At 67.9% G+C, this 15,419-nt stretch carries 12 protein-coding genes; 6 read left to right on the top strand and 6 right to left on the bottom strand.

What is annotated here, in order from left to right; genetic code table 11:
* The first annotated feature begins 22 nt into the window (after positions 1 to 22).
* On the top strand, positions 23 to 808 hold the full coding sequence (locus ACZ2G3_RS00060) for an adenylate/guanylate cyclase domain-containing protein (protein ID WP_470396991.1): 786 nt from the start codon (positions 23 to 25) through the stop codon (positions 806 to 808).
* On the opposite strand, the gene ACZ2G3_RS00055 is transcribed toward ACZ2G3_RS00060, so the two are convergent.
* A complete protein-coding gene (locus tag ACZ2G3_RS00055; RefSeq protein ID WP_470396990.1) occupies positions 805 to 1,179 on the bottom strand; it encodes a hypothetical protein in 375 nt (124 codons plus the stop codon). The two genes, ACZ2G3_RS00060 and ACZ2G3_RS00055, sit on opposite strands and share 4 nt — an antisense overlap.
* Positions 1,180 to 1,362: 183 nt before the next feature.
* Between ACZ2G3_RS00055 and ACZ2G3_RS00050 the strand changes: the two genes are divergently transcribed.
* From ACZ2G3_RS00050 to pdeM, 5 genes are all read left to right on the top strand, one after another.
* Positions 1,363 to 2,100: a Crp/Fnr family transcriptional regulator gene (locus tag ACZ2G3_RS00050; RefSeq protein ID WP_470396989.1), complete on the top strand. Its 738-nt coding sequence runs from the start codon at positions 1,363 to 1,365 to the stop codon at positions 2,098 to 2,100.
* 443 nt (positions 2,101 to 2,543) lie between these two features.
* The gene (locus ACZ2G3_RS00045; protein ID WP_470396988.1) at positions 2,544 to 3,536 is read left to right on the top strand and encodes a ligase-associated DNA damage response exonuclease; all 993 of its coding nucleotides are present in this window, start codon (positions 2,544 to 2,546) and stop codon (positions 3,534 to 3,536) included.
* Positions 3,533 to 5,083, top strand: a complete 1,551-nt coding sequence (locus ACZ2G3_RS00040; protein ID WP_470396987.1) for a cisplatin damage response ATP-dependent DNA ligase — start codon at positions 3,533 to 3,535, stop codon at positions 5,081 to 5,083. The genes ACZ2G3_RS00045 and ACZ2G3_RS00040 overlap by 4 nt, the downstream gene beginning before the upstream one ends.
* A complete protein-coding gene (locus tag ACZ2G3_RS00035; protein WP_470396986.1) occupies positions 5,080 to 7,455 on the top strand; it encodes a ligase-associated DNA damage response DEXH box helicase in 2,376 nt (791 codons plus the stop codon). The genes ACZ2G3_RS00040 and ACZ2G3_RS00035 overlap by 4 nt, the downstream gene beginning before the upstream one ends.
* Positions 7,452 to 8,138, top strand: coding sequence for a ligase-associated DNA damage response endonuclease PdeM (pdeM, locus tag ACZ2G3_RS00030; protein ID WP_470396985.1), 687 nt, complete (start codon positions 7,452 to 7,454; stop codon positions 8,136 to 8,138). The genes ACZ2G3_RS00035 and pdeM overlap by 4 nt, the downstream gene beginning before the upstream one ends.
* Positions 8,139 to 8,186: 48 nt before the next feature.
* Here pdeM and ACZ2G3_RS00025 read toward each other — a convergent pair whose 3' ends face one another.
* The 5 genes from ACZ2G3_RS00025 to dnaA all read right to left on the bottom strand — a co-directional run bounded on the left by ACZ2G3_RS00025 (position 8,187) and on the right by dnaA (position 15,419).
* Entirely contained in the window at positions 8,187 to 8,939 is a 753-nt protein-coding gene (locus ACZ2G3_RS00025; RefSeq protein ID WP_470396984.1) for an outer membrane protein, read from the bottom strand.
* 175 nt (positions 8,940 to 9,114) lie between these two features.
* Positions 9,115 to 11,550 (bottom strand): DNA topoisomerase (ATP-hydrolyzing) subunit B, encoded by a 2,436-nt coding sequence (gene gyrB, locus ACZ2G3_RS00020; RefSeq protein WP_470396983.1) that lies wholly within the window; start codon positions 11,548 to 11,550, stop codon positions 9,115 to 9,117.
* Positions 11,551 to 11,783: 233 nt separating this feature from the next.
* Positions 11,784 to 12,860 carry a DNA replication/repair protein RecF gene (gene recF / locus ACZ2G3_RS00015; protein WP_470396982.1) on the bottom strand — a complete coding sequence of 359 codons (1,077 nt, stop codon included), beginning with the start codon at positions 12,858 to 12,860 and terminating at the stop codon, positions 11,784 to 11,786.
* Positions 12,857 to 13,975 (bottom strand): DNA polymerase III subunit beta, encoded by a 1,119-nt coding sequence (dnaN, locus tag ACZ2G3_RS00010; protein ID WP_419268525.1) that lies wholly within the window; start codon positions 13,973 to 13,975, stop codon positions 12,857 to 12,859. Before dnaN ends, recF begins: the two co-directional genes overlap by 4 nt.
* An 85-nt stretch (positions 13,976 to 14,060) precedes the next feature.
* A complete protein-coding gene (gene dnaA, locus ACZ2G3_RS00005) occupies positions 14,061 to 15,419 on the bottom strand; it encodes a chromosomal replication initiator protein DnaA (RefSeq protein ID WP_470396981.1) in 1,359 nt (452 codons plus the stop codon).

Raw genomic sequence — 15,419 nt, 5'->3', positions numbered from 1 at the left:
ACCCCCGAACGGAGGATTTCACATGACGTCACTGCAGCAACAGGAAGGTAATGAACAGCTTTGGTTCACCGTCTTCGCCGAGGGGCATCCCGTGCTGGTGACCAAGCAGCGGCGCTATCAGATGCTGCCCGGCAGCCCGCGATGCAAGCTCTGCGCCGTGCCCTTTGGCGGGGCGGGGGGCTGGCTGATGCGGCGGCGCGGCCTGGGGGCGTCGCATCGCAACCCGCAATATTGCACGGCCTGCGACGCCTTTCTGGAGGCCTTTCCCGGCGGGGCCGAAGTGCCGATGGCGATGATGATGGTCGACATCCGCGATTCGGTGTCGCTGTCGGGGCAGGTCTCGGGCCGGGAATTCGCGGCCATGGTCATGGATCTGCGGGACGAGGTCGCCAAGGTCCTGGACCAGACCGAAGGCTTTCTGCTGGAGTTCCAGGGCGATTCCGTCTTTGCCGTCTGGCCGCCGGGCTTTGTCGGGACCGATTATGCGGCCAAGGCACTGAGGGCGGCCGACCTGGCGCGCCAGATGATCCGGGACCGCAGCAACGGCAGCGCCGCGCCGGTCGGCGTCGCCGTCCACACGGGCAAGGTGTTCATCGGCGCCGTCTCGGCCGCAGGAGGGCGCATCCAGGGCATCAGCGCCTTTGGGCTGGAGGTCAATGTGCTGGCGCGCCTTGCCGCAGCCGCCCGGCCCGGCGAGATCCTGGCCAGCGCCGCGACCTATGCGGCCGCGGAGCGCCAGATGCCCGCCACCCGGCGGAGCGAGGTGCTGAAGGGCGTGAGCCAGCCGGTCGAGGTGGCGGTTGTCTAGGCCGGCCCGCCGCTGCGCAGCTGCGGTTGTGCCGGCGCCAGCAGCACGCCGATCACGGTCCGCACGGACACCGCATCGGGGGAGGGGCGGGACGTCGCCGGATGCTCGGGCAGGGCATGGGTGATCCTGTCGATGCCGATATCGGCCAGGAGATGAGGCGAGGTTTCCGCTAGGCGCGCGAATTCGGCCTCCATCCGCCTGCTTTCGTAGAAACGGCGGCGCCGGGCCAGTGCGCGCCCGACCGGACCGGACAGCGGCGTCAGCATCAGCCGGACCAGGCTGCGGACGGGGCGCGCGGCCAGGCCGTCGCCGGCGGCGGGCTGCGACACGGCGTGAACCCACCAGTTCGAGGTGGCGATACTGGACAACATGGCAATTCCTCCTCCTTGTTCCGGGCAGGGCCCGAGGTGATCCTGCCTTTCAGCATCCTCCCTTCCGGGGGCGCCGTCTGTTCCCGGCGGAACACATGCCTGTTGTTGATGAACAGGGATCGAATTATCCTTGGTCCCTCAGGGGCGCCCTCCGGTCCCCGTCGAAGCCGGACCCCCGCAGCAATGGATCACCGCGACAAGAACCTCCGCCCGGCACCCGCGGACCCGCAGGCCCGTGCCGCGGCCCTGGGGGGCTTTCAGCTGTTCCGCGACCTGGACGCCGACAGCCTGGCGGACCTGGCCCAGGGCCTGCACCATTGCCATTGGCCCGCAGGCACCTTGATCTTTTCCCGCGGCGACGGGGGCGATCAGCTGCTGGCCATCATCGCGGGTCGCATCAGGCTGTCGCTGTCCAGCGCGCAGGGGCGCGAGATCGTCCTGACCACCCTGGGGCCGGGCGAGGTCCTGGGCGAGATTGCGCTGGTCGACGGGCATCCGCGATCGGCCGACGCCACCGCGATCCATGAAACGACCTGTTTGGCCCTTTCCCGTGCGCGGTTCGAGGCAGTGGCCCGGCGTCGGCCGGAGGTGGGCCTTGCCTTGGCGCGGCACCTGGCGCTGCATGTGCGGCGGACCAATTTCCAGATGGAGTCGATCGCGCTCTACGATCTGCAGGCGCGGCTGGTGCGGTTCCTGCTTTACGCGCTGGCGCGCGAGGCCGGACAGGGCCCGCAGCGGCGCCTGGCGCTCGACCTGAGCCAGTCCGAGATCGCCGCGATCTTGGGAGCGTCGCGCCCCAAAATCAGCCTGGCCTTTGGCGCCCTGGCGGCCACGGGGGCCGTTAGGCGCGACGGCAGCACGCTGATCTGCGACGTCGAACTGCTGGAGCAGATGGCCGATGGCGACGTGCCCCCACCGTGAAAAGCTGCGGGCGTGGCGGGTTCTGCCGCCACGCCCCTTGTTGATCCCGGAGTAGCAGTCCGGATCGCCCGGCCGTTCACGGCGCGGCGTCCGACCCGGCCGGCGGCGGGGACCGCCGGTTCTGTCCCGGGTCTGGACGGGGAACGTCAAAGGACTTTGAAAAGAGGCAACGGGTGAAAAGCTGGTCCGAAATCTTCTGGTGACTGTTCCTGCACGCCGTGAACCGATCGCGCAGTTTCAGACTAGGCTGACGGTCGGCAGGCGGCTGTTCCCTGGGGAACATGCACGAAAAAAAGATCGCCACTTCGCGCGGGCGTTGCACAGGCTGCCGGGCGTCCTGCCACGGATCCACGCAGCTGCCCGATGCGTTCCATCAGGAAGAATATCCACGGGGTCCGGTTTGCCGCGTTGATTTTCACGAAATGTTCGCCATCTTGGGTCACATGCGCGCCGACCAGATCCTGCACCCGACCGAGGCCGGGCTATATTGTCCTCCCGGTGATTTCTTCATCGACCCGATCCGCCCGGTTCCCCGTGCGCTGATCACCCATGGACATGGCGACCATGCCCGCGCGGGCCACGGCGCGGTCATGGCAACCCGGCAGACGCTGGACATCATGGCCATCCGCTATGGCGAGGATTTCACCGGCACGCGGCAGGTTGCCGAAGGCGTCGCCCGCATCGGCGACGTGTCCGTCAGCTTTCATCCCGCCGGCCACATCCTGGGCTCCGCGCAGATCGCGGTGCAGCCTGATCGCGGGCCGCGGATCGTCGTTTCGGGCGACTATTGCCGCGCGCCGAACCCCGTCTGCGCCCCTTATGAGCCGGTTCCCTGCGACATCTTCGTGACCGAGGCGACCTTTGGCCTGCCGGTCTTCAAGCACCCCGACCCCGCACAGGAGATGACCCGCCTGATCGCCAGCATGGAGGAGTTTCCCGAACGTCCGCACCTGATCGGCGCCTATGCTCTGGGCAAGGCGCAGCGGGTGATCGCGCTGGCCCGGCAGGCGGGGATCGACGGTCCCATCGCGATCCACGGCGCACTGCAGCGGCTGTGCGATTTTCACGTGGAACAAGGCATCGATCTGGGGCCGCTGATCCCGGCCACGGCGGCCGATGTGCCGGCACAGCTGGTGATCGCGCCGCCCTCGGCCTTTGCCAGTGCCTGGGTGCAGCGGTTCCGCGACCCGGTGATCGGCTTTGCCTCGGGCTGGATGGCGGTTCGGGCCCGCGCCCGGCAGCGCGGCGTGGAGCTGCCCTTGGTGATCAGCGATCACGTGGACTGGCCGCAGGTCACGCAGACGATCCGCGAACTGTCCCCGTCCGAGGTCTGGATCACCCACGGCACCGAAGAAGGCCTGATGCGCTGGTGCGAGATCGAGGGCTATGCCGCCCGCCCCCTGCGCCTTGTCGGCTATGAGGACGAGCCGGAATGAGGGCATTCGCGCATCTTCTGGAACGTCTGGCCTTCACGCCGGCGCGCAACGCCAAGCTGCGGCTGCTGACCCATTACCTAGAGGCGACGCCCGATCCCGACCGGGGCTATGCGCTGGCCGCGCTGACCGGCGACCTGAAGCTGCGGGCGGTGACGCCGGGCCTGCTGCGCGGGTTGATGGCCGAACGCGTGGACGCGCAGCTGTTCGCGATGTCCTATGACTTCGTGGGTGATCTGGCCGAGACTATCGCGCTTTTGTGGGACAGCGAGCGGGACGAGGATGTGCCGCTGCACCAGGCGGTCGGGCTGCTGTCCGATACGGGCCGGGCCGCGCTGCCCGCCGCCATCGCGGGCATGCTGGACCGGCTGGGGCCGTCGCAGCGGCTGGCCTTCCTGAAGCTGGCGACCGGGAATATGCGCGTGGGTCTGTCGGCCCGCATGGCCCGGATGGCCTTGGCCCAGATGGGCGCGCCCGAGGTGAAGGACCTGGAGGAGGTCTGGCACGGCCTGGTGCCGCCCTATCAGCCGCTGTTCGACTGGATCGGTGGGGGCGCGCGTCCCGAACAGGCGGCGCGGGCGCCCTTTCGCCCGGTCATGCTGTCCACCCCGGTCGACCTGGACCAGCTACGCGCCTTCGATCCGGCGGATTACATCGCCGAATGGAAATGGGACGGCATCCGCGTCCAGGCGATCAACGACGGCGGCACGCGCAGGCTGTACAGTCGCACGGGCGAGGATGTGGGCGGAGCCTTTCCCGACCTGCTGGAGGCGCTGAACTTTGACGGCACCCTAGACGGAGAGCTGCTGGTCCGGCGCGGGGGCGATGTCGCGTCCTTTGGCGATCTGCAGCAGCGGCTGAACCGCAAGACTGTCAGCCGCGCCCTGCTGGAGAGCCATCCGGCGGGCCTGCGCGTCTATGATGCGCTGATCTGGCAGGGGCGTGACCTGCGCGACCTGCCGCATCAGGACCGACGCGCGATCCTCGAGGCGGCGGATTTTGGCACCGACCGGATCGACCTGTCGCCGCTGCTGTCCTTCGGCAGCTGGGACGACCTGGCCGCGCTGCGCGCCGATCCCCCCAGCACGGTCATCGAGGGCGTGATGATCAAGCGCCGCGACAGCAGCTATGTCGGCGGCCGCCCGCGCGGGCCGTGGTTCAAGTGGAAGCGCGACCCGATGGTCGTCGATGCGGTGATGCTTTATGCGCAGCGCGGGCATGGCAAGCGGTCGGGCTTTTACAGCGATTTTACTTTTGGCCTGTGGGATGGCGATGCGCTGGTGCCGGTGGGCAAGGCCTATTTCGGCTTTACCGACGAGGAGCTGCGTGACCTGGACCGCTTTGTCCGCAACAATACGACCGAGCGCTTCGGTCCCGTCCGCTCGGTCGCGCCCAAGCTGGTGCTGGAGGTGGCCTTCGAGGGGCTGAACGCCTCGGCGCGGCACAAGTCGGGCGTCGCCATGCGCTTTCCGCGCATCAGCCGCATCCGGTGGGACAAGCCCGCCGCCGAGGCGGACCGGCTGGAGACGCTGAAGGCGATGATCCCGTGAACCTGCCCCCCGATTTCCAGGACTGGTTCACCCGCCAGGGCTGGCAACCGCATCCGCATCAGATCGCCCTGCTGGAGGTCCCGGGCGACAGCCTGCTGATCGCCCCCACCGGCGGCGGCAAGACGCTGGCCGGGTTCCTGCCCTCGCTGGTCGAGCTGCGCGATCCGCCGGGGGGGATGCACACGCTTTACGTCTCGCCGCTCAAGGCGCTGACGGCGGACATCGCGCGCAACCTGTCGCGCCCCGTGGCGGATCTGGGCCTGAACATCCGCATCGAGGACCGCACCGGCGACACCCGTGCCAGCCAGCGCGCCCGCCAGCGCGTGGACCCGCCCGACATCCTGCTGACCACGCCCGAATCGCTGGCGCTGATGCTGTCCTATGAACAGGCGCCAGCGATCTTTCGCGGCCTGCGCCGGGTCGTGCTGGACGAGCTGCATGCCCTGGCGGAAAACAAGCGTGGCGACCAGCTGATGCTGTGCCTGGCGCGGCTGAAGACGCTGGCGCCCGACCTGCAGGTGACGGGGCTCTCCGCGACGGTCGAGGCGCCCGAGCAGCTGGCGGGTTTCATGGGCGGCGCAGAGGTCATTCATGCCGATCCCGGACCGGACCCGGATATTGCGATGCTGCCGACATCGCGGGCTGCGCCCTGGTCGGGCGGGGGCGGGCATTACGCGGTTCCCGACGTCCTGGCCGAGGTCGCGAGGGCCAATACCACGATCATCTTCATCAACACCCGCGCCCAGGCCGAACTGTTCTTTCAGGCGCTCTGGGCCGCCAACGACGCCAACCTGCCCATCGGCCTGCACCATGGCAGCCTGGCCCGCGAGGCCCGCCAGCGGGTCGAGGCCGCGATGGCCGCGGGCGAATTGCGCGCGGTGGTGGCGACAGGCAGCCTGGATCTGGGGATCGACTGGGGCGCCGTGGACCTGGTGATCCAGGTCGGCGCCCCCCGGAACGTCAAGCGGCTGGTCCAGCGCATCGGCCGCGCCAATCACCGCTACAATGCCCCAAGCCGCGCCCGGATCGTGCCCGCGAACCGCTTCGAGGTGATCGAATGCGTCGCCGCGCTGGAGGCCGTGCAGCAGCGCGACCTGGACGGCGATCCGCGCGGGCCGGGACCGCTGGACGTGCTGTGCCAGCACATCCTGCTGACCGCCTGCGCCGGACCCTTTGATGCGGATGCGCTTTATGCCGAGGTCTCCGGCGCCGGACCTTATCGCGATCTGTCGCGCGACGATTTCGATGCCTGCGTGGAGTTCGCCGCCACCGGCGGCTATGCGCTGCGGGCCTATGACCGCTGGCAGCGGCTGATGCTGCGCGACGGGCTGTGGCGCCTGCGCGATCCGCGTGCCGCCCGCGACCTGCGCATGAATATTGGCACCATCGTCGAGGCCGAGATGGTGAAGGTGCGGCTGCGCGGGCGCGGCGGCGTGCCCCTGGGCGAGGTCGAGGAAAGCTTTGCCGCGACGCTGGAGCCGGGCGACACCTTCCTGATCGGCGGCCAGACGGTCCGCTACGAAGGCCTGCGCGAGATGGTCATCGAGGTGACGCGCCAACCCACGCGCGAGCCCAAGATCGCCGTCTATTCCGGGTTGAAGCTGGCCACCTCGACCCAGTTGTCGCATCGGGTGCAGGCGCTGATCGGCACCCTCGCGGCGCATGACCTGCTGCCGTCCGACACGCGCGCCTGGCTGGCGCTGCAGGGCCGGGTCAGCGCCCTGCCGCGCGCGGGCGTGCTGGTCAGCGAAAGCTTTCCGCACCAGGGGCGCTGGCACTTTGCGCTCTACGGCTTTGCTGGGCGGAACGCGCTGCAAACGCTTGGCCTGCTGATGTCGCGCACGATGGAGGAGGCGGGGCTGGGTCCCTTGGGCTTTCTATCGACCGATTATGCGCTGCTGATCTGGTCACTGGACCCGGTGACCGATCCCGCGCCGCTGCTGGACCCCGAGGCGCTGCGCGACGGGCTGGGCGACTGGCTGGGCGGCAACGCGGTGATGAAGCGCAGCTTTCGGAATGTGGCGACCATCGCCGGCCTGATTCAGCGGAACCTGCCGGGGCAGCGCAAGTCCGGGCGCCAAGCGACCTTTTCCAGCGACATCCTTTACGACACGTTGCGCAAGTACGACCCGGATCACCTGATGCTGCGGATCACGGCTGATGAGGCGCGCCGGGGGCTTGTGGATTTCGACCGGATCGAGGAAATGCTGGCCCGCTCGGACCAATACGACCACCGGATGCTGGAGCGCGTCTCTCCGCTGGCCGCGCCGCTGCTGCTGGAGGCCGGGCGGGTGCCGATCGCGGGGCAGGGACGACAGCGGCTGGCCGAGGCCGAGGCCGCGGCACTGATGGCAGAGGCAGGATTGGCGTGACGGGCCACCAGATCGACTTCGACGGGCAGCGGCTGGAGGCAAGGCCTTCTGGCGCGTTGTATTGGCCCGCGCGGCGCTGGCTGATCGTGGCGGACCTGCACCTGGGCAAGTCGGAGCGCATGGCGCGGCGGGGCGGGGCGCTGCTGCCCCCCTACGAGACGCAGGCGACGCTGGATCGGCTGTCGACCGAGATCGCGGCCACCGACGCCGAGGTCGTCGTCAGCCTGGGCGACGGTTTCGACGACGACGCGGCGGGGCGGGCGCTGCCGGATGATGTCTGCGACAGCCTTCGCCGGATGGCGCAGGGGCGGCGCTGGATCTGGGTCAGCGGCAACCACGACCCGGGCGCCATCTGCCCGCGCCTGCCGGGCGAAAACGCGGCCGAACTGCACGAGGGGCTGACCCTGCGGCACGAGGCGGGGCGGGGGCCAGATGTCTCGGGACATTACCACCCCTGCCTGCGGCTGGCGGGGCAGCGGCTGCGGTGCTTTCTGGTGGGCCGCGACCACCTGATCCTGCCGGCCTTCGGGGCCTATACCGGCGGGCTGGAGATTGCCGATCGCGCCTTGGCCGCGCTGGTGCCGCAGGGACTGGCCCTGGCCTGCGGGCCGCGCGTCGTCCCGGTGCCCGTCGGCTATCGGCCGCAGGGCCAGAAGCGTCCGGCGCGCCGGGGCCTTGCATGAGAAAGGCCGACCCGATGGGCCGGCCTTGTCGTCATTGGTCCGGATGGATCAGAACCGAAAGTTCATGCCGACCTTGACATTGCTGTGCTTGGGCGTCGCGTTAGTGCGGAGGGTGGTGTCTTCGTCCAAAAACTCCACGGTTTCCTTGCCGAAGTCGCGGTATTGGTATTCGGCAAAGACCGACGTCCGCGCCCCCAGGCTGCGCTCGACACCCATCCCGGCCGCGACGCCAGACGCCTTGTAGCCGGTGGTGGCGGAGTCGTCGCCATCCGACAGCGTGAAATCGAAATCGCCGCGCGCCACGCCGAAGGTGCCATAGACCAGCGTCTGCGGGTTGACGGTGTAACCGGTCTTCATGACCAGCGACAGGATCGAATTGACGGTGGTTTCGGCACCGAGGGTCACGCCGTCGACGTCAAGCGTCGCGCTGTCGTCGACCGAGCCGCCCTCATAGCCCAGTTCCGGGCCAAAGACCCAGTTGCCGCGCTGCCAGCGATAGCCGACATGCACGCCGGCGGTGAACCCCTTCACCTCCAGATCGCCCACGCCAAGAACGCTCGCCTCTTCATCGCCATCTTCCAGCAGGGTGAAGCCGACTTGGTCGTCGCCGCCGAAGGAGTAGCCGACCGAGCCGCCGGCATAGGCGCCCGCCCAGTTGCCCGCGACCAGCGGCGCGGCTTCCACCACGACAGGTTCGACATCGACGACGGGTGCGATGGCACCGCCCGCAAAGGCGGCGCCGCTGCCGGCAAGAAGGGCCACGGAGGCCGTGCCGGCCGAGAAAAGGGACACAAGACGCATCGGGAAACTCCTGAAATCGGCAGCCTTCAAAGAGATCCTGCCAGCAAAATCTTCTGCGGCATTAGGGCAGAAACCGCGCCGATAATCAAATGAAAGCCCGCATACCGCGAGCCCACACCCTCATTCTCGCGCAAAGCGCGTGTCGTTTGGGCAACAAGCCCGGCCTGCTCAGGTCTCAGGTGTCCAGATTTTCGACATTCAGCGCGTTCTGCTGGATGAATTCACGACGCGGTTCAACCACGTCGCCCATCAGTTTGGTGAACAGGTCCTCGGCCTCGGCCACATCCTCGATCCGCACCTGCAGCATGGTCCGCGCGACCGGGTCCAAGGTCGTTTCCCACAGCTGTTCCGGGTTCATTTCGCCCAAGCCCTTGTAGCGCTGCAGCGACAGGCCCTTTTCGCCTTCCAGGAAGACCGCCTGCAGCAGCCCAAGCGGGCCATAGATCGGCTGCTCCCGGTCCTTGCGGATCAGGCGGGCGGGCTTGCCATAGATATCCTGCAAGCCCCGGGTCATTTCGCCCAAGCGGCGGCTTTCACCGCTGCGCAGCATCTGCCCGTCCAGCGTGCGGTTCTCCTCGACGCCGCGCAGGGTGCGGGTCAGCCGGATCCCGGCGTCCTGGGTCGGGCGACCCTGCCAGCCGCGCTCGTATTCCTCAGCGATCAGGTCCAGACGCGCGGCAATGTCGCTGGCGACGCCCTGGGCATCGGAATCAACCCGCCCCGGAACCAGCGCCCCGGCGATCGCCGCCTGTTCGGTGATATGCGGCGGGTAATGGGTCGGATAGGCGCGCAGCACGCGACGGGCGGCACGGGCATCCTCGACCACGCGCGCCAAGTCGTTGCCGATGATCTCCTCGCCCGAAGCCAGCCGCAGCGCGGCCCCCTCGATCCCCTGCTGGACCAGGTAATCCTCCAGCGCGGCCTCGTTCTTCAGATAGACCTCGGACCGCCCGCGCCCGACCTTGTAGAGCGGCGGCTGCGCGATATAGAGATGCCCCGCCTCGATCAGGTCCGGCATCTGCCGGAAGAAGAAGGTCAGCAGCAACGTCCGGATATGCGCGCCGTCCACATCGGCGTCGGTCATGATGACGATCTTGTGGTAGCGCAGCTTCTTGAGGCTGAATTCGTCGCGTCCGATCCCGGTGCCAAGCGCGGTGATCAGCGTGCCGATCTGGTCGCTGGACAGCATCCGGTCAAAACGTGCGCGTTCCACGTTCAGGATCTTGCCGCGCAGGGGCAGCACGGCCTGGTTCTGGCGCGCACGGCCCTGTTTTGCCGATCCGCCCGCCGAGTCGCCCTCGACGATGAACAGTTCGGACAGCGCCGGGTCCTTTTCCTGGCAATCGGCCAGCTTGCCGGGCAGCGACGCCACGTCCATCGCGGTCTTGCGCCGCGTCAGCTCGCGCGCCTTGCGCGCCGCCTCGCGGGCCAAGGCTGCCTCGATGATCTTGCCGACGATCTGGCGGGCCTCGCCGGGATTCTCCTCGAACCACTCGGCCAGCTTTTCGCCGACCAGCTGCTCGACCGCCGGGCGAACCTCGGACGACACCAGCTTGTCCTTGGTCTGGCTGGAGAACTTGGGGTCGGGGACCTTGACCGACAGCACGCAGGTCAGACCCTCGCGCGCGTCGTCGCCGGTAAAGTCGACCTTTTCCTTCTTCGCGATGCCGCTGTCCTGGGCGTATTTGCCGATCACGCGCGTCAGCGCCCCGCGGAACCCGGCCATGTGGGTGCCGCCGTCGCGCTGCGGAATGTTGTTGGTGAAGGGCAGCACCGTCTCGTGATAGCTGTCGTTCCACCACATCGCGACCTCGACCCCGATGCCGTTCTTCTCGCCGGTCATGAAGATCGGCTCGGGCATGACCGAGGTCTTGGAGCGGTCCAGGTATTTCACGAACTCGCGGACACCGCCTTCATAGAACAACTCGGTCTTCTGGACCTCGGCATGGCGCTCATCCTCCAGGATGATGCGCACGCCGCTGTTCAGGAAGGCCAGTTCGCGCAGCCGGTTTTCCAGCGTCTTGAAGCTGTATTCCAGGTTGCTAAAGGTCCCGTCCGCGCTGTTCAGCTTGGTCGAGGCCAGAAAGCGGACCTCGGTGCCCTTCTGGCCGGGGGCGTCGCCCACCACGCGCAGGGGCTCGACCGTATCGCCGCGTTCAAAGCGGACATAGTATTCCTTGTCGTTGCGCCAGATCCGCAACTCCAGCCAGTCGGACAACGCGTTCACGACCGACACGCCCACGCCGTGCAGGCCGCCCGACACCTTATAGCTGTTCTGGTCGAACTTTCCGCCGGCATGCAGCTGGGTCATGATGACCTCGGCCGCGCTGACGCCTTCACCCGCATGCATGTCCACCGGAATGCCGCGCCCGTTGTCGCGGACGCTGACGCTGCTGTCGGCATGGATCTTGACCCGGACAAAGTCCGCGTGACCCGCCAGCGCCTCGTCGATGCCGTTGTCCACGACCTCGTAGACCATATGATGCAGGCCCGAGCCGTCATCGGTATCGCCGATATACATGCCGGGACGTTTGCGGACCGCGTCCAGGCCCTTGAGAACCTTGATGGAATCGGCACCGTATTCGGCAGGCTGGAGTGCGGTCTCGGTCATGGGTGGGGCTTCCTGTTCGTCCTGTCCCGATATAAGCTGTCGGCGGTGCAAAGTCACGGCTTTGACAGGGTTTTTCCGGGATTTACGCGCTTTTCCGCAGCGTTCGCCATAGCTGCTCGCGGGGGCGGCTGGGCTGCGCATGAACGGGCGTGGTGCCGCACGTGGCCTCAAGGCATGTCGAGCCTTGAAACGGGTGCGTTTGCAGGCGTCATGCCAAGGATCCGGCGACCTCGTCAGCCGGCCTTGACTGCAGTGGAACCTGCCTCGGACCGGGTGACCGACAGATGGCGCGCGCGCGATCCCAGGTCCGCAAACAGCTCGGGGCCTGTCCCCGTCAGCAGGCTCTGGGCGGGCAGGGCGGTGATGCGATCATAAAGCGCCGCGCGCCGGTCGGCGTCCAGATGCGCCGCCACCTCGTCCAGCAGCAGCAGCACGGGCTGGTCCGACAGCGCCTGCGCATTGGCCAGGATCAGCGACAGCAGCAGCGCCTTTTGCTCGCCGGTCGAGGACTGGGCGGCGGGCATGTCCTGCGGGCCCCAGCTGGCGCCCAGGTCGGCGCGGTGGGGGCCGGTCAGCGTGCGCCCCGCCGCCATGTCCCGGCCGCGCATCCCGGCCAGGCGGGCGGCGATGCTGTCGGCATCCGGATCGTCGGCCGCCCCCTCTCCCGGCAGCAGCGACAGCCGCGCGGCGGGAAAATCCGCGCCGCCGTCCTGCGCGGCCATGATCGCGTCAAGCGCGGCCTGCCGGTTCCGGGTCAGCGCGGCGCCCGCCTCGGCCATCTGACCCTCCAGCGCGCGGTACCAGCCTGGATCCCCGACCTGGTCCTTCAGCAGACGGTTCCGCTCGCGCATGGCCTTGTCATAGGCCAGCGCCAGGTCGGCATGGTCGGGCATCAGCGACAGGGTCACGCGGTCCAGGAACCGCCGCCGGCCTTCGGGCGCGTCAGACCACAGCCGGTCCATCGCCGGCACCAGCCAGATCACCCGCACCAGCCGCGCCAAGGCCGTCTGCGGCACGGTCTTGTCGTCGATGACGACGCTGCGGGATTGGCCCGGCGGCGCCCAGGTCTCGACCGCACGGTCGTCCAGGGTGGCGCGGATGCGCCAGCCGGCCTCCTTGCCCTGCCGCGCCTGGTTGGGGGCGGCGGCGGCCCGAAATCCGCGCCCGGGCGCCAGCATCGACACCGCTTCGAGGATGTTGGTCTTACCCGCACCGTTCGGGCCGAAGATCGCCAGCGGGCGCGGGTCCAGCTCCAGCTCCAGCCGGGGCCAGGAGCGGAACTGCGACAGCCGCAGCTGCCCCAGTGTCACACGCGCATCGGCATGACGACATAGACCGCGCTCTGATCGCTGCCTTCGCGGATCAGCGCGGCGTCGCCCGAGCCGTTGAACAGGAAGACCGCATTGTCGCGATCCACCTGGCCGGCGATTTCCTGCAGGTATTTCGCGTTGAAGCCGATCTCCAGCGGCTCGTCGGCATAGGCGACGATCAGCTCCTCTTCGGCGGCGCCGGCATCGGGGGCGTTCACCGACAGGACCAGCCGGTCGCTGTCCAGGGCCAGCTTGACGGCGCGGGACCTTTCGCTGCTGACGGTGGCGACGCGGTCCACCGCGCGGGCGAAATCGGCGGCATCCACCTCCAGCCGGCGGGCGTTGTTGATCGGGATGACGCGGCTGTAATCCGGGAAGGTCCCGTCGATCACCTTCGAGGTCAGCGTGATGGTCGGCGTGGCAAAGCGTACCTTGGTCTCGCTGACCGAAACGGCGATATCGGCCTCGTCATCATCCAGCAGCTTGCGCAACTCGCCCACGGTCTTGCGGGGGACGATGACGCCGGCCATCTCCTCGGCGCCGGCGGGCAGGGGGGCATCGATGCGCGCCAGCCGGTGCCCATCGGTCGCCACGCAGCGCAGCACGGGTCCGTCCTCGGACTGGGCGACATGCATGTAGACGCCGTTCAGGTAATAGCGCGTCTCCTCGGTCGAGATCGCGAATTTCGACTTGTCGAACAGCCGCCGCAGCACGCCCGCGGGCGCGCGGAAATTGGCGCTGTATTCGCTGGAGGCCATCACGGGGAAATCCTCGCGCGGTAGGGTCGCCAGGCTGAAGCTGGAGCGTCCGGCCTGCACCGACAGCCGCCCCGCCGCGTCGTCGCTGGCGATCTGGACCAGCGCCCCGTCCGGCAGCTTGCGGGCGATCTCGTTCAGCATCACGGCGCTGACGGTGGTCGCACCATTGCGCTCGACCTGCGCGGGGGCGCGGTCCACCACCTCGGTGTCCAGGTCGGTGGCGCGGAAGCTGACGCCGTCGGCCGTCGCCTCGATCAGCACATTGGCCAGGATCGGGATGGTATTGCGGCGTTCAACGACCGATTGGGCCTGCGACACGGCCTTGACCAGAACGGCACGCTCGATCGAGAATTTCATCAGATTCCCCTGTCCCTGGGCATCAGGCCCGTTCGTCGGACCTGATGTGTAACCGCGCCTGCAGGCGGTCACAAGATTTTCGTTTTCAGGCTTCCAGCATCCGCTTCAGCACGGCGATATCCTCGACCATGCTGCTGTCCTCGACCAGCAGTTCCTCGATCTTGCGCACGCCATGCATGATCGTGGTGTGGTCGCGGCCCCCGAAGCGGCGGCCGATCTCCGGCAGGCTGCGGCTGGTCAGCTGTTTCGACAGATACATCGCGATCTGGCGCGGGCGGGCGACATTGCGGGCGCGCTTGGGGCCCATCATGTCGGCCAGGCGGATGTTGTAATGTTCCGCGACCTTGCGCTGGATGTCGTCGATGTTGATCTTGCGGTCATTGGTCCGCAGGATGTCGGCCAGGCATTCCTGCGCCACTTCCAGCGTGATCTCGCGCCGCAACAGGCTCGCATGCGCGAACAGGCGCTGCAGCGCGCCTTCCAGGACGCGGACGTTCGTGGTGATGCGATGCGCCAAAAACTCCAGCACGCCCGCGCCGATCTCCAGATCCGGCTGCTGGGCGCGGAAGACCTCGGTCTTGGACTGCAGGATCCCCAGGCGCAGCTCGTAGGTCGTGGGGTGCAGGTCGACGATCAGGCCGCAGGACAGGCGCGACTTGATGCGTTCCTCCAAGCCCTTGATCTCGGCGGGGGCGCGATCGGCGGAAATCACGATCTGCTTGCCCTGGTCGACCAGCGCGTTGAAGGTGTGGAAGAATTCCTCCTGCGTGCTGTCCTTGCCGGCGATGAACTGGACATCGTCGACCATCAGCATGTTCACGTTCCGGAACATGCCCTTGAAGTCCATGATGGTGCTTTCGCGCAGCGCCTGGACAAAGCGGTACATGAACTGTTCCGCCGACAGATACAGCACCTGCGCCGACGGATGGCGCGCCTGATAGTCATGCGCGATGGCGTGCATCAGGTGGGTCTTGCCCAGCCCCACGCCGCCATAAAGGAACAGCGGGTTGAAGCCCACCGGCCCGCCTTCGGCCACGCGGCGCGCGGCGGCATGGGCCAGTTCGTTCGGCTTGCCGACGACGAAATTGCCAAAGGTATAGCGCGGGTCCAGCGGTGCCCCCAGGTCGGCGCGGGGCGCGCGGGTGGTGGCGGCCTCGAAGGCCGGGGCCGCGCCGGCGGCCGGTGCCGCGGGGCGGGAAACCGTGCTGCCCACGTCAAAGCGAAGCCGTTCGACCGACAGCCCGTTGCGCGACAGGACGGCCATGATGTCCTTGGCGAAATGCCGGTTCACCCAGTCCGAGATGAAGCGCGTGGGGCTGACGAAACGCGCGGCGCCGTCATCGACGGCGGTCAGGCGAAGCGGCTTGATCCAGTGGTTGTAGTTGTTCGGCCCAACGCTCTGCTCCAACTCGGCGCATGCCTGTCCCCAGATCTTGTCCATCAT

Source organism: Paracoccus sp. KKT209 (assembly GCF_055635455.1).
Note: the sequence above shows the minus strand (reverse complement) of the source record. Positions and strands in the feature narration are given on the sequence as shown.